The organism is Marichromatium bheemlicum, from assembly GCF_012276755.1.
Lineage (GTDB): Bacteria > Pseudomonadota > Gammaproteobacteria > Chromatiales > Chromatiaceae > Marichromatium > Marichromatium bheemlicum.
In genome coordinates this window covers 23,972-38,279 of record NZ_JAAXKX010000025.1, presented here as the reverse complement: position 1 = coordinate 38,279, position 14,308 = coordinate 23,972, and the positions used below count along the sequence as shown (strand labels likewise).

Annotated in this window: 16 protein-coding genes; 13 read left to right on the top strand and 3 right to left on the bottom strand. The window is 67.9% G+C overall.

The features are described 5' to 3' along the window. Positions 1–142: 142 nt before the first annotated feature. Together HF203_RS14100 and HF203_RS14095 are read left to right on the top strand one after the other, a co-directional pair. Positions 143–1,591 carry a bifunctional 2-methylcitrate dehydratase/aconitate hydratase gene (locus tag HF203_RS14100; protein WP_168670740.1) on the top strand — a complete coding sequence of 483 codons (1,449 nt, stop codon included), beginning with the start codon at positions 143–145 and terminating at the stop codon, positions 1,589–1,591. A 264-nt stretch (positions 1,592–1,855) separates the two neighbouring features. Further along, positions 1,856–3,250 carry a sensor domain-containing diguanylate cyclase gene (locus tag HF203_RS14095; protein ID WP_168670739.1) on the top strand — a complete coding sequence of 465 codons (1,395 nt, stop codon included), beginning with the start codon at positions 1,856–1,858 and terminating at the stop codon, positions 3,248–3,250. Positions 3,251–3,254: 4 nt separating this feature from the next. Here the strand turns inward: HF203_RS14095 and HF203_RS14090 are convergent, their stop codons facing one another. Then, the gene (locus tag HF203_RS14090; RefSeq protein ID WP_168670738.1) at positions 3,255–3,812 is read right to left on the bottom strand and encodes an N-acetylmuramoyl-L-alanine amidase; all 558 of its coding nucleotides are present in this window, start codon (positions 3,810–3,812) and stop codon (positions 3,255–3,257) included. Between the two features lie 85 nt (positions 3,813–3,897). Between HF203_RS14090 and HF203_RS14085 the strand changes: the two genes are divergently transcribed. Next, the gene (locus HF203_RS14085) at positions 3,898–4,632 is read left to right on the top strand and encodes a TSUP family transporter (RefSeq protein WP_343043935.1); all 735 of its coding nucleotides are present in this window, start codon (positions 3,898–3,900) and stop codon (positions 4,630–4,632) included. A 6-nt stretch (positions 4,633–4,638) separates the two neighbouring features. Here HF203_RS14085 and HF203_RS14080 read toward each other — a convergent pair whose 3' ends face one another. After that, the gene (locus tag HF203_RS14080) at positions 4,639–5,061 is read right to left on the bottom strand and encodes a TerB family tellurite resistance protein (RefSeq protein ID WP_168670737.1); all 423 of its coding nucleotides are present in this window, start codon (positions 5,059–5,061) and stop codon (positions 4,639–4,641) included. Between the two features lie 393 nt (positions 5,062–5,454). Here HF203_RS14080 and HF203_RS14075 point away from each other — a divergent pair, with 393 nt between their 5' ends. Continuing rightward, the gene (locus HF203_RS14075; RefSeq protein WP_168670736.1) at positions 5,455–6,018 is read left to right on the top strand and encodes a peptidylprolyl isomerase; all 564 of its coding nucleotides are present in this window, start codon (positions 5,455–5,457) and stop codon (positions 6,016–6,018) included. A gap of 90 nt (positions 6,019–6,108) precedes the next feature. Then, positions 6,109–6,291 (top strand): hypothetical protein, encoded by a 183-nt coding sequence (locus HF203_RS14070; RefSeq protein WP_168670735.1) that lies wholly within the window; start codon positions 6,109–6,111, stop codon positions 6,289–6,291. Positions 6,292–6,321: 30 nt separating this feature from the next. Here the strand turns inward: HF203_RS14070 and HF203_RS14065 are convergent, their stop codons facing one another. Next, a complete protein-coding gene (locus tag HF203_RS14065; protein WP_168670734.1) occupies positions 6,322–7,212 on the bottom strand; it encodes a DNA ligase in 891 nt (296 codons plus the stop codon). A gap of 190 nt (positions 7,213–7,402) precedes the next feature. Between HF203_RS14065 and HF203_RS14060 the strand changes: the two genes are divergently transcribed. From HF203_RS14060 to HF203_RS14025, 8 genes are all read left to right on the top strand, one after another. Next, positions 7,403–8,914, top strand: a complete 1,512-nt coding sequence (locus HF203_RS14060; RefSeq protein ID WP_343043932.1) for an HDOD domain-containing protein — start codon at positions 7,403–7,405, stop codon at positions 8,912–8,914. A gap of 68 nt (positions 8,915–8,982) precedes the next feature. Next, a complete protein-coding gene (gene lptM / locus HF203_RS14055; protein ID WP_168670733.1) occupies positions 8,983–9,159 on the top strand; it encodes an LPS translocon maturation chaperone LptM in 177 nt (58 codons plus the stop codon). A gap of 22 nt (positions 9,160–9,181) precedes the next feature. Next, complete coding sequence (lysA, locus tag HF203_RS14050; protein WP_168670732.1) at positions 9,182–10,429, top strand: diaminopimelate decarboxylase; 1,248 nt, start codon at positions 9,182–9,184, stop codon at positions 10,427–10,429. Further along, the gene (locus HF203_RS14045; RefSeq protein WP_343043931.1) at positions 10,426–11,100 is read left to right on the top strand and encodes a class I SAM-dependent methyltransferase; all 675 of its coding nucleotides are present in this window, start codon (positions 10,426–10,428) and stop codon (positions 11,098–11,100) included. The genes lysA and HF203_RS14045 overlap by 4 nt, the downstream gene beginning before the upstream one ends. 31 nt (positions 11,101–11,131) lie before the next feature. Continuing rightward, entirely contained in the window at positions 11,132–11,962 is an 831-nt protein-coding gene (dapF, locus tag HF203_RS14040; RefSeq protein ID WP_168670754.1) for a diaminopimelate epimerase, read from the top strand. A gap of 10 nt (positions 11,963–11,972) precedes the next feature. Further along, complete coding sequence (locus tag HF203_RS14035) at positions 11,973–12,671, top strand: DUF484 family protein (protein WP_168670731.1); 699 nt, start codon at positions 11,973–11,975, stop codon at positions 12,669–12,671. Positions 12,672–12,678: 7 nt separating this feature from the next. Further along, positions 12,679–13,584: a tyrosine recombinase XerC gene (xerC, locus tag HF203_RS14030; RefSeq protein ID WP_168670730.1), complete on the top strand. Its 906-nt coding sequence runs from the start codon at positions 12,679–12,681 to the stop codon at positions 13,582–13,584. A 56-nt stretch (positions 13,585–13,640) separates the two neighbouring features. Further along, positions 13,641–14,303, top strand: coding sequence for a sulfotransferase family 2 domain-containing protein (locus tag HF203_RS14025; RefSeq protein WP_168670729.1), 663 nt, complete (start codon positions 13,641–13,643; stop codon positions 14,301–14,303). The last annotated feature ends 5 nt before the right edge of the window (positions 14,304–14,308 follow it).

Here is a 14,308-nt window from a genome sequence, read left to right as displayed (position 1 = left end):
AGCTACCAGCTACCAGCTACCAGCTACCAGCTACCAGCTACCAGCTACCAGCTACCAGCTACCAGCTACCAGCTCGAGGCTGGGGCTGGTGGCCGGCGGCTGCAAGCCACCGCATTCCCAACCCACTGGAGACCTCATCCAAATGAGCGCACATATCGCCGACGCCAACGTCCGCCCCGATCCGGATCAGGAACTGGTCGCCATCGCCGACTACGTCTGCAACACCGAGATCGACTCGGCCGAGGCCATCACCACCGCCCGCCACTGCCTGATGGACTCGCTCGGCTGCGCCATGCTCGCGCTGCAGTACCCCGAGTGCACCAAGCACCTCGGCGCCATCGTCCCCGGCACCGTGGTGCCCAACGGCTCGCGCGTGCCCGGCACCGCGTTCCAGCTCGACCCGGTCAAGGCCGCCTGGGACATCGGCGCCATGGTCCGCTGGCTCGACTTCAACGACACCTGGCTCGCCGCCGAATGGGGTCACCCTTCGGACAACCTCGGCGCCATCCTCGGTCTCGGTGACTACCTCTCGCGCAAGGCAGTGGCCGACGGCGCCGCGCCCCTGACCGTGGGCGACGTGCTCCAGTACATGGTCAAGGCGCACGAGATCCAGGGCGTGCTCGCCCTCGAGAACAGCTTCAACCGCGTCGGTCTCGACCACGTGCTGCTGGTCAAGGTGGCCTCGGCGGCGGTCTCGGCACTGATGCTCGGCGCCGATCGCGACCAGGTCATTGACACCCTGTCGCAGGCCTGGGTCGACGGCCAGGCGCTGCGCACCTACCGTCACGCCCCCAACACCGGCTCGCGCAAGTCCTGGGCAGCGGGCGATGCCAGCTCGCGCGCGGTGCGTCTGGCGATGATGGTCGATCGAGGCGAGATGGGCCTGCCCTCGGTGCTGAGCGCGCCGACCTGGGGCTTCTACGACGTGCTGTTCAAGGGCAACAAGTTCGCCTTCCAGCGCGACTACGGCAGCTACGTGATGGAGAACATCCTGTTCAAGATCAGCTTCCCTGCCGAGTTCCACGCCCAGACCGCGGTCGAGTGCGCGATGCGCCTGCACGACCAGGTCAAGGACCGCATCGACGAGATCGAGCGCATCGAGCTGGTCACCCAGGAATCGGCGATCCGCATCATCAGCAAGGACGGCCCGCTCTACAACCCGGCCGACCGCGACCACTGCCTGCAGTACATGGTCGCCGTGCCGCTGATCCACGGCCGTCTCACCGCCGCCGACTACGAGGACGGCGTCGCCGCCGATCCGCGCATCGACGCGCTGCGTGAGAAGATGGTGGTGCGCGAGGACCCGCGTTACACCGCCGAGTACCTCGATCCCGAAAAGCGCTCGATCGCCAACGCGGTACAGGTCTTCTTCAAGGACGGCAGCAGCACCGAGCTGGTCGAGGTCGAGTACCCGATCGGTCACCGTCGTCGTCGCGCCGAGGGCATCCCGGTGCTCGAGGCGAAGTTCCTCGCCGCGCTCAAGACCCGCTTCCCCAAGGGTCAGGCACAGCGCATCTACGACCTCTGCCAGGACGAGCAGCGTCTGATGCAGACCCCGGTGAACCAGTTCATGGACCTGTTCATGATCTGATCCCGGTCGCGCGCCCCGCCGGGGCGCGCCCACGGGGCGCCTGGCGGCGCCCCGGCCCATTGCAAATCCCCCGCACCGCCCCACCTCTGCCGATATCCCGGCAGTCCCCAATGACCTTGGCGCCCGCCTCTCCATGAGCCATGCTCACCCCATGGTCTCCGAACGCACCCTCGCAGCCCTCAGCGGCCGTGACGAGCGATCATCCATCGCATACCCTTGACCCGTCGCACCCGGACAGCGGCACCTCGCGGAGGCAGCGCGGCAATGCACCCCCCAGCTTCAGACAGCGAGCAGTTGCGTATCGAGAACGCGACGCTACGCCGCCGTCTCGCCGCACTCGAGGCCCAGCACCACGCCGCCAACCGGCCCGACATCGTGGCGCTGCTCGACAACTTCCCCGGCATGGCCTATCGCTGTCAGAACGACAGCGATTGGAGCATGGACTATGTCAGCGCCGGCTGTCTGGCGCTCACCGGTTATCCGCAGGAGGCGTTGATGCGCTCGCGGGTCATCTACGCCGAGCTCATCCACCCCGAGGACCGCGCCCCGGTCTGGACCCAGGTCCAGGCAGCACTCGCCGCGCACCGCACCTTCGAGATCGAGTACCGGATCAACCATGCCAACGGCACCATCCGCTGGGCCTGGGAGCGCGGCTGGGGACTCTGGTCCGAGCACGATCACCTGGTGACACTCGAGGGCTTCATCACCGACATCTCCGCCTACAAGCAGGCCGAACTGGCGCTGCGTGACAACCAGGCGACACTACGCGCACTGCTCGACACCCCAGAGGACTCGATGCTGCTGATGGACGTCACCGGCAAGCTGATCGCCTGTAACGACATGACCGCCCGACAATTGCACCGCGATCGCCGCCAACTGGTCGGGCGCAGCCTGTTCGCCTTGCTCCCCGCCGAGGTCAGCACCAATCTGCGCCAGCAACTCCAACGCGTGACCGACAGCAGCGCGCCGGTGCGATTCCAGGAACAGTATCGCGACCGCTGGTTCGACCACATCCTCTACCCGGTCTGCGACAGTCTCCAGCGGATCTCACAACTGGCGCTCTATTCGCGCGACATCACCGAGCAGAAACAGCTCGAGCGCGACCTCGAGCAACTGGCCATCTCCGATCCACTCACCGGGCTGTTCAACCGTCGTCACTTCTGGTCGCTGGCCGAGCAGAGCCTGACCCAGGCGGCGCGCAAGCACACCCCGAGCAGCGCGCTGATGATCGACATCGACTACTTCAAGTCGATCAACGACCACCATGGGCATCTCGTCGGGGACCAGGTGTTACAGACCACCGCCAACCGGCTCAAGGACAATCTGCGTCAGAGCGACATCCTCTGTCGTTACGGCGGCGAGGAATTCGCCGCCTTGCTCCCCGAGACCGACCTCGACACCGCCTGCGAGACCGCCGAGCGGTTGCGCCAGCGCGTCGCTGCGGCCGCGATCGAGACCGATCGCGGGCCGCTCTCGGTGACGATCAGCATCGGCGTGGCCGAACTCGGCGGACACATCGAGGCCCGGCTCTCGACCCTGCTCGAGTGCGCCGACCGCAAGCTCTACGCCGCCAAGCAAGGTGGACGCAACCGGATCGCCTTCTGGACACCGTCGCGTGAACAGCTCCGCCACCTCGACGGCGACAGGCATCACGCCTGACCCCTCAGCGCGCCAGCGCCTCTCGCAGCCGCCGCCAGGGGAAATTGCCGCTGAACCCCGGATAGGCACCGCCCGGATCGACCTTCGACTTGTAGCGCCGCCCACCACAGACGAAGCTGCGGGTGTCGAGTTCACCGTGCCCGCGCACCTGCGCCGGGCTCAGATCATAGGTCACGAGCAGCGGGCGCAGCAGCACGATCAGCGCCTGGATCTGGGGCTCGGGGAAGGGATCGCGGCCATCGCCGTCGTTGACCAACTCGATACCGATCGAGTGGGCGTTGTGGCCACGGGCGTGATGGGCAACCTGGGCGACCGGTGTCCCGGCCACCGTGGTGCCGTCGCGCCCGATCAGATAGTGGTAGCTAATCCCCGGGGTCCGAGCGAAGTGGCGTTGATTGGAGGCGAGGGTGCCGCCCCCCGAGTGCCACAACCGCCCCGCCTTGCAGCCCGGCCCCCCGGTGGCATGGATCACCACCAGATCGATGTCGCGGGCCGGCACCACCGCGGTACCGAACAAGAGCAGCAGACCGACCCACCAGCGCCCGTCTTTGCAGAGCATCATCCGCATCTCCAAGGTCGAGCGTCTATCGCCCCAAGGATCTCGGCTATGCTGGGCGGTTTGAACCCAGCCTCAGGAGGATCAGGCCATCCTCTCCCTGACCGATCTCGCCACCCTCGTCATCCTCACCGTCGCCGCCTTCACCCATGGCGCCCTCGGCTTCGGCTTCCCGTTGCTCGCCACCCCGTTGCTGGCGCTGGTGATGGACCTGCGCATGGCGATCCTGCTGACCCTGATCCCGACCATCCTCATCAACCTGGTGAGCATCGCCCACGAACGCCACTGGCGCGAGGCGCTGCACCGCTTCTGGCCGCTGCCGGTGAGCACCATGATCGGCAGTCTAATCGGCACCCAGTTGTTGCTCAGTATCGACCCGCAGCCCTTCCAGATCCTGCTGGCGCTGGTGCTGGTCGCCTTCCTGCTGCTCGAGCGCCGTCAGGGCAGCGGCCCGGAGCGCCGGGTGCCGCACTGGGCGCTGGCACTGCTCGGACTGAGCATGGGTCTGCTGGCGGGGCTGATCAACATCTTCGCCCCGGTGGTGGTGGCCTTCGCGCTCTACACCCGGATGAACCCGGTGCTGATGGTGGCGACCTTCAATCTCAGTTTCATCACCAGCAAGAGCGGTCAGGTACTCGGCTTCGCCAGCCGCGACGCGCTCGACCCCAGCGTAATCGGGCTGGCGTTGATACTGCTCCCGGCGGTGCTGCTGGCACTGTGGATCGGCATCCGGGTGCGCCGCCGCCACGGTGCGACGAGCTATCGCAACTGGCTGCGCGGCGCACTCTGGGCGATCGCCGCACTGCTCCTCATCGAGGCTTGGTGAGACGGCTCAGTCGGCCTCGGCGAGCGAGTCGAGATCGATCTCCCAGCGCTCGAGGATGCGCCGATACACCGCCAGCTCGCTGTCGGCGAAATGACCGTCTGCCCGTGCCACCAGCAACAGGATGCGCGCCAGCAAACGCCGGTACGACACCTCGGTGATCGGTGCAAGCACCGCGTCGATCCAGCTCGGGTCGTTCAACCCGACGTAGTGCGCAGTCCCGGCATGGGCGATCAGGTCGTCGCAATAAGCGTCGAAGACCTCGGCGAAACGGTTGTGATCGACCCCGAGCGTCTCGAACACCCCGAGGTCGTCGAGGACCTCGAGTTCGCCGTCAGCGACCTCGCCATCACTGACGATGAAGAGGGTGATGACCCGCAGCAACGCCTCGGCGCTGTTATCGGGATAAGGGGTGAGTTCGAGCGTCGACATACCGGCTCCACTGCGATGATTGAGGATGTACCTGGCCCGATCATCGCATAGGTCCCGGACCCGGCACGAGTCACCAGCCGCCTTCAGTCACCAGCCGCCAGCCATCAGCCTCCAGTGGGTGGTCGTCCTCGACCACCGTCGCAGAAGCGGGGCGTCGCGCGCCGCCTTTGCTGGTCGCTGGTCGCTGGCGGCTGATGGCTGATGGCTGATGGCTGATGGCTGACCCCGCCGATTGCACCTACCGTCGAGTGGCACCACAATGGGGCGAGCCCTGGCGGGGCGGTGCGTGATCCGCATCGCGTCGTGCCGCAGTCACCGCTCCCCAGCAGTACAGGGGTCGGAGCGGCGCCCGAGCCGCCGGGTCCGTGCAACCGCGATCATCCAGGAGCCCGCATGTCCAGATCCCTGCCCTCTCTCGCCGCGCTGGCGCTCGCCACCATCGCCACCTCCGCGCTGGCGGCCAACCCCCGGGTAGCGATGGACGTGTCCATCGACGGTGAGCCGGCCGGCACCATCACCCTGGAGCTGTTCGCCGACACCACCCCGAAGACCGCGGAGAACTTCCGCGCACTCTGCACCGGCGAGCAGGGCGAGGCGCTCGCCTACGCCGGCAGCCCCTTCCACCGCATCATCCCCGGCTTCATGATCCAGGGCGGTGACTTCACCAACGGCAACGGCACCGGGGGACGCTCGATCTACGGCGAACGCTTCCCCGACGAGAACTTCGAGCATCGTCACAACCGTCCCGGCATGCTGTCGATGGCCAACGCCGGTCCTGACACCAACGGCTCGCAGTTCTTCATCACTCTGGTGCCTACCCCCTGGCTCGACGGCAAGCACGTGGTCTTCGGCCAGGTCGTCGACGGCATCGAGGTGGTCAAGGCGATGGAGGCCCAGGGCTCGCGCTCGGGCCGCACCCGCGCGCCGGTCGTCCTTGAGACCTGCCGCGCACTGTAAGAACTCACTGGGGTGGGGCGCCCTTGCGCTGTTGGCCGTCAGCCCCACCCTCTGCCCAAGTGCTCAACCGACCTCAACGAGGAGCTGATCATGCGTACCCCCTCTCGCGATACCTTCCTCGATCCACGCGAGCAGCCGCACGCGTTGGTGCCCGAGCACCAGCCACAACTGCAGACCTGGGACGAACTCACCCAGGCGCAGCAACACACCAATGACCGTGAACCCCCCTTCGCCCGCCAGATCGAGGCGGCGGTACTGCGCGGCCTGCGCTGAACCACCGCCGGCGCATGGAGGCGCCAGCGCTCACTCATCGCGCTCTCGCACCCGCAGGTAACGCGCAAAGCGCGGGATCCCGTTACGGGTGTATCCCTGATAACGAAAGGTCACCCAGGCACCGAGCGGCGGCGGATCGCGCCGCTCGGCATCGCTCAGCCCACTGCCGAGCCGAAAACGCCGCCCCTCGCCATCCTCGACCAACAACGCCCCGACCATGCCGCGCAGCCGTCCCTTGCCGGGCAGGTAGGCGATCACCCGGGCCTCGGCATCCTGGTAGGGCTTGAGCTTGAGCAGATCGTCACCGCGACCGGCCCGATAGGGCGCGCTGGCACGACGCAGCATCAGCCCCTCGCCACCAGCGGCGAGCACACGGTGCAGCCGCGCCATCAGGCGGACATGATCACGACCCCGCCACTGCTCGACGCGCTGCAACGACGCTGGCTGAGGTGTCGCAAACAACCGGCGCAACGCCCGCAGCCGACCATCGAAATCGAGCGCGCAACCGGGCAGGTCGAACACCATGAAACGCACCCCGCGCCAGGCCTCCGGGTCGGGTTGTTGCCGGCGAGTGATCCCGGACAAAGGCTCGAAGCGACCTCGCCCCAGCCACAACTCGCCATCGAGCGCGAGACGCGGCCAGCCGTCGGTAAAGGCCGCCGGGGCGACGATCTCCCGCCCGCTGCGGCTGAACAGTCGCGAGCCATCCCAGTAGGCGCGCACCCCATCGAGCTTCTCGCTCACCCAATAGTCGGAGACCCGCACCCCCTTGCGATAGACTCCGGCGAGGGTCAGCGCCGGCGTCCCCTGCTGGACCGGCAAGGGGTCACCGACACGACAGCCCGACGGCCAGTCGTCGGCCATCGCCACCACGGGAGCCAACGCCAGTACCCCAGCCCGCAGAATCGACAACCAGGACATTTATTCGCCCCCGATTCACCCACATGATGATGCGGGGAAGCTTAGAAGAACGCCCCTCACCCACCCGGTAAACTGGACGAGCGCAACGGCACGCCAGCGCATACCGCGCCGTCGGTTGGCACCTCAGCCAGCCGGTCGTCTCCAACATCACTCGGGACCACCAACAGCCGTCCCACCAGGAGTTCGTCTTGTGAACACGCAGCGCCCCGCGCCAAAACGCCGCCTGGCCGAGTGGGTCGAGCTGATCCAACAGCGAGAGATGCCGATCTTCAACAACACCGTGCATCAGGTGCTGCGGGTGTTCGACGACGAGCTGGCCCCCGCCGCCGCGCTGGCCCAGGTGATCATGCAGGACCCCTCGCTCACCACCCGTATCCTCAAACTCGCCAACTCGGTCTATTACAATCCGGCAGGCGCCAGTAGCGGCTATACCCTGACCACGGTCAACCGCGCCGTGGTGGTGCTCGGCTTCAACGCCGTGAGCAACATGTGCCTGGCCGCGACCCTGGTCGACGACACCATTGAGGGGGCCACCCGCGAGCGCGTCGCGCGCGAACTGGCACGCGCCATCCACGCGGCGATGCAGGCCCGCTCGATCGCCACCGCGCGTGAGGACAAGGCACCCGAGGAGGTCTTCATCGCCGCGCTGCTGCATCGCGTCGGCGAGCTGGCCTTCTGGTGCTTCGGCGGTGAACAGGCCGAGGCGCTCGATCAGTTCTACCGCCAGCAGCCCGCCACCCTCCCCGAACGCGGTCAGGAACGCATCCTCGGTTTCCGCCTCAACCAGCTCAGCGGCCAGCTAGCCCGGGTCTGGCACCTCAATGACCTGGTGCGCGAGGCGATCGCCACCCCCAGCATGCTCGACGAACGGATCCAGACCGTGGTGCTCGGTCAACAGATCGCACTCTGCGCCGAGGACGGTGGCTGGCGCAGCGCACGGATGCAGAAACTGGTCCAACGCACCGCCAAGATGATCGACCTGGCAATCGGCGAGACCCACAAGAGGCTGCAGCAGAACGCCCGCGAGGCCGCCGAGATGGCCGCCGACATCGGCGCCCAGATCGCCGTACCGCACATCCCGCAACACGACGAGACGTCCGACCAACCCGCGTCCGACCAACCCACCCTCGACCAACCCGCCCCCAACCAACGTCCAACCGCGGCGACCACCGCCGTCCCCGAACCCGATGCACAACTCCAGCTGCGCGTGCTGCGCGAACTCTCGGCGCTGATCGAGGGCGGGACGGCCAACCTCAACCAGGTGATGACCCTGGCCCTCGAGGGTATCCATCGCGGCGTCGGCATGGACCGGGTGGTGTTCGCTCTGATCACCCCGGACAAGCGCACCCTCAAGGCCAGGTACGCCCTCGGCAGTGAGCACGAGCGGCTGCTCGCACGCTTCCAGTTCACCCGACTGCCACGGCAATCTCACCCCTTGTTCGTCGCCCTCGAGCGCCAGCAACCGCGCTGTATCCAGGAGCGCGCACTCGACGAGGTCCCGGCGACGGTCATCCAGGCACTCGGGCGCACCCCCTTCATGATCGCCCCGATTGACATCGCCGGGCAGGGCATCGGCCTGCTCTACGCCGACCGCGCCACCAGCGCCCGCGCCCTCACCGAGCCGCTATTCGAGGACTTCCAGCACTTTGCCAAGCAGGCCAGCCAGGGGCTGACCCTGGCGGCGCGCCGACGCGCGCGCTGACCCGCGCGCGCCGCGCTGGAATGTATACTAGAGGCCCGACTCAACCCCTTTTCGCGTGAGACGCTCCAATGCTCTGTTGGGCCCGTTATCTGTTCATCGCCATCATCCTGGTGCTCGGGACCGTCAGCATGCTCGGTGCATGCGGCCAGAAGGGTCCGCTCTACCTGCCCGAGCCGGAGCCGGGCACGCCACCAACGACCACCGGCGAAGACCTTCCCGAGGTCCCCGCCCCCGATCAGCCCTAGCCGAGCACCACATCGACGCCGCATGGATCACTTCAACTATCGAGACGACCTGCTCCACGCCGAGTCCGTCCCCCTCACCGAGATCGCCGAGCGCTTCGGCACCCCCTGCTACGTCTACTCCAGGGCGACCCTGGAGCGTCACTGGCACGCCTTCGACCGCGCCTTCGGCGAGCAGCCGCACCTGGTCTGTTTCGCCGTCAAGGCCAACTCCAACCTCGCCGTGCTCGACACCCTGGCGCGACTCGGCTCGGGCTTCGACATCGTCTCGGTGGGCGAACTCGAGCGCGTGCTCGCCGCCGGCGGCGATCCGGCGCGGGTGGTCTTCTCCGGCGTCGGCAAGCGCGCCGACGAGATGCGCCGCGCCCTCGAGGTCGGCATCCGCTGCTTCAACCTCGAGTCCGAGGCCGAACTCGACCGTCTCGACCGGGTCGCCGGCGAGCTCGGCGTGATCGCCCCGGTGTCGCTGCGGGTCAACCCCGACGTCGACGCCCGCACCCATCCCTATATCTCCACCGGACTGCGCGAGAACAAGTTCGGCATCGACATCCGCGCCGCCGAGGCGGTCTATCGCGACGCCGCCGCGCGGCCCAACCTGCGGGTCACCGGCATCGACTGCCACATCGGCTCGCAGCTCACCGACCTCGCCCCCTTCATCGACGCCCTCGACCGAGTGCTCGCGCTCGCCGACCGCCTCGCCGAGGCCGGCATTGCCATCGAGCACCTCGATCTCGGCGGCGGGCTCGGTATCCGCTATCGTGACGAGCTGCCGCCCGACCCAGCCGCCTATGCCGCCGCCATCCGCCACCGTCTCGCCGGCAAGCCCTACGAAGTCCTCATCGAGCCGGGCCGCGCCATCGCCGGCAACGCCGGCGTGCTGCTCACCCGCGTCGAGTACCTCAAACCGACCGAGGCGCGTCACTTCGCCATCATCGACGGCGCCATGAACGACCTGCTGCGCCCAGCGCTCTATCAGGCCGAACAGGAGATCGTGCCGGTGCACCTCGACCCCTCGCTCGAGACCCAGCGCTATGACCTGGTCGGCCCGGTGTGCGAGACCGGTGACTTCCTCGGCAAGGCGCGCCAGCTCGCCATCCGTGCCGGTGACTTGCTGGCGGTGCGCGGCAGCGGCGCCTACGGCTTCACCATGAGTTCGAACTACAACAGCCGCCCGCGCGCCGCCGAGGTCATGGTCGACGGCGACGAGGTCCACCTGGTGCGCGAGCGTGAGTCGATCGAGTCGCTGTTTGCGGGGGAACGGAGGCTACCGTGAAACGTCGCCCCGAGCCCGAGCTGATGGACACCGAGGAGCAGGCCCGCGCCTATGCCGAGGCTGACTTCTCCGAGTCCAACAGCCTGTTCATGCGGCTGCTGGCCCGTCACGCAAGTGGCGGGCTACCGGGCACGGCAGCACTCGACCTCGGCTGCGGCCCAGCCGACATCGTGCACCGCCTGCTGCGCACCTATCCACGGCTGCACTGCGATGCACTCGACGGTGCCATGACCATGCTCGAACAGGCGCGCACCACCCTCGAGGCCGGTGGCGAACCATTCGCCGGGCGCTGGCAACTGATACACGATCGCCTCCCCTCAAGCCGTCTCGAGGGCTGCCGTTATGACCTCATCCTCTCCAACAGCCTGCTCCACCACCTCCATGACCCCCAGGTGCTGTGGCAGACGATCCGCACCCAAGCCAACCCCGATGCCCTGGTACTGGTGATGGATCTGTTCCGGCCGCCCTCGGCGGGCTGGGCCGAAGCACTGGTCGAGACCTATGTCGCCGACGAGCCCGAGGTGCTGCGCAGCGACTTCCGCCACTCGCTGTTCGCCGCCTACGAGCCGTGCGAGGTGGTCGAACAGCTCAACACCGCCGGGCTCGAGGGCTTCGAGGTCGGAGTCGTCAGCGACCGCCATCTGGCGGTCTGGGGACGCATGCCGGGATGAACCCGGCGGCGGCATGCAGGAGATCGACGTGATGAAGGTCCGCTTCACCAAGATGCACGGGCTCGGTAACGACTTCGTGGTGTTCGACGCGGTGCGCCAGCACATCGCGCTCACCCCCGAGCGGCTGCGCCGACTCGCCGACCGGCGCTTCGGCGTGGGCTGCGACCAGATCCTGCTGGTCGAGCCGCCGCGGCTGCCGGGCACCGAGTTCCACTACCGGATCTTCAACGCCGACGGCTCCGAGGTCGAGCAGTGCGGCAACGGCGCGCGCTGCTTTGCCCGCTTCGTGCGCGAGCAAGGGCTGACCACGCATGACGAGATCCCGGTCGGTACTGCCGCCGGGGCGATCCGCCTCTACCTCGAGGGCGACGGCCAGGTCCGGGTCAACATGGGCCGACCGCGGCTGGAACCCAGCGAAATCCCATTCATCGCCGACGCCCAGGCAACCTGCTACGGTCTCGAGGTCGCGGGCGAGCACCACCAGATCGGCGCCGTTTCCATGGGCAACCCGCACGCGGTACTGCTGGTCGAGGACGTCGAGCGCGCGCCGGTGGCACGACTCGGGCCGGCGATCGAGCACCACCCGCGCTTCCCGCAACGGGTCAACGTCGGCTTCATGCAACGGCTCGCCGGCGACGCGATCCGCCTGCGGGTGCACGAGCGCGGCGCCGGCGAGACCCTGGCCTGCGGCACCGGCGCCTGCGCCGCGGTGGTCAGCGGGCGGCTGCGCGGGCTGCTCGACGAGCGCGTACGCGTCGACCTGCCGGGCGGGGGGCTTATAATCGACTGGCGCGGCCCGGATGACGTCGTGTGGATGACCGGGCCAGCCGAATCAGTGTTCCACGGGGAGATCGTTCTATGAGGGGTCAATCGTGATCACACAGGCAGAGCAGCCCGAGGACAGGGACGAGGCGCAGGAGGCCACGGTCGCCGCTTATCTGCAACGCCATCCCGACTTCTTCGAACACCACCCGGAGATCCTCTCCGCACTCCGCATCCCACACCCCACCGGCGCCGGCGCCATCTCGCTGATCGAACGTCAGGTGCGGACGCTACGCCAGGAGCTCGACACCGAACGCCAGCGCCTCGGCCAGCTCATCGCCCGCGCCCGTGAGTACGAGTCACTCTCGACCCGGCTGCACGCACTGGTGTTGAAGCTGATCGCGATCAACGACCCCGAACAGCTGTGCACGCGACTGCGCGAGGTGCTGCTGCAGGAGTTCCGCGCCGACGCCGTCACCCTCAGGCTGTTCCCGCGCGATCCCGAGACCGCCGCAACCGACCCGCTCGGTGCCGCCTTCGAGGACTTCCTCGCCCGCAAGCACGCGCTCTGCGGGCCGCTCGACGGCGACAAGGCCGAGGTCCTGTTCGGCGAGGCGGCAACCCGCGTGCGCACCGCCGCCCTGGTTCCCATCCGCACCGGCGCCCGCTCGGGCGTGCTCGCCATCGGCAGCGCCGACCCCGAACGCTTCCGCCCCGAACTCGGCACCGACCTGCTCGACCGCCTCGGCGAGATCATCGCCCACAAGCTCAACGCGCTCACCACGGTCGAGCGCTGCGACCAGGAGTAAGCACGCGATGTCCGCCGAGACCTCCACCCAGTTGCTCGCGCGCTTCCTCGACCACCTCGCCCACGAACGCCGACTCGCGCCGCTGACCGTCGCCAACTATCGCCGTGATCTCGAACGCCTCATCGCCTGGCTGGAGACACACGCCGAAGTACCGATCGAGGCCATCGACGGCGAGACGGTGCAGCGCTATATCGGCGCCCGTCATCGCGACGGCATCGGTGGGCGCACCCTACAGCGCGAACTCTCCAGCCTGCGCACCCTCTATCGCTGGCTGTTGCGCGAGGAACTGGTCACCTCCAGCCCAGCGCTCGATATCCGTGCCCCCAAGACCCCGCGCAAGCTGCCCAGGACGCTGGAGGCCGATCAGCTCTGCGCGGTGCTCGACCGCCCCCGCGAGGAGGTGCTGGAGATCCGCGACGGGGCGATGATCGAGCTCTTCTACTCCGCCGGGCTGCGCCTCTCCGAGCTGGTCGCACTGGATCTCGCCGAGGTGCCGCTCGAGGTCGACGAACTCGAGGTCGTCGGCAAGGGCGCCAAGACCCGGCGCGTACCGGTCGGGCGCAAGGCGCGCGAGGCGCTGCGCCAGTGGCGACTGCTGCGTCCCTTCGTCGCCGCCCCCGAAGAGTCAGCGCTGTTCGTCAGCCTGCGCGGCACCCGCATCCACCCGCGCACCGTCCAGGCGCGGCTGACACAGTGGGCCCAGGTCCAGGGGCTGGCCCAGGGGCTACATCCGCACATGCTGCGCCACAGCTTCGCCACCCACCTGCTGGAGTCCTCGGCCGATCTGCGCGCCGTCCAGGAGCTGCTCGGCCACGCCGACATCGGCACCACCCAGATCTACACCCATCTCGACTTCCAGCACCTCGCCCAGGTCTACGACCAGACCCACCCGCGCGCCAAGCGTCGGCGCTGAGCGCCCGTTACAATGCCGGCGGCCACGCCACCCGCACCACCATCCCAGGGACCTCCATGCTGCTCTCGCCTCGCTATCGCTTCCTCTTCGTCCACATCGCCAAGACCGGCGGCACCAGCGTGCGCGCCGCGCTCCAGGGGCTACGCTGGCGCGACCCCTGGTACTACCCGATGTTCCTGTGCAGCCGCATGAGCCACCTCAGCGGTCACCGCATCGGCACCAAGCTGCCGCGCCACGCCAAGGCGGTACTCGCCCAGGAGCTGTTGCCGCGTCCCTTCTACGACTCGCTGTTCAAATTCGCCTTCGTGCGCAACCCCTGGGACCTGCAGGTCAGCTCCTTCCACCACATCCGCCGCGAGCGCCCGCACTATCTCGGTGGCCACCAGGAGTTCGCCGACTTCCTGCGCTGGAAGCTCGACCCCGAGCGTCCCTACCAGTACCACGTCGACACCTCGATCACCCGCCAGAGCGACTATCTGGTCGACCTCCACGGCGAGGTCATCGTCGATTTCATCGGTCGCTACGAACAGCTCCACGACGACTTCGACACTGTCTGCACGCGCATCGGCATCACCCCGCCGGCACTCCCTCACGCGCGCAAGGCCACCGATCGCAAACGCGACTACCGCAGCTATTACGACGATGACACCGCCGAGCTGGTGGCACGTCACTTCGCCCGCGACATCGAGCTGCTCGACTACCGCTTCGACCCGGACTGAGCGCC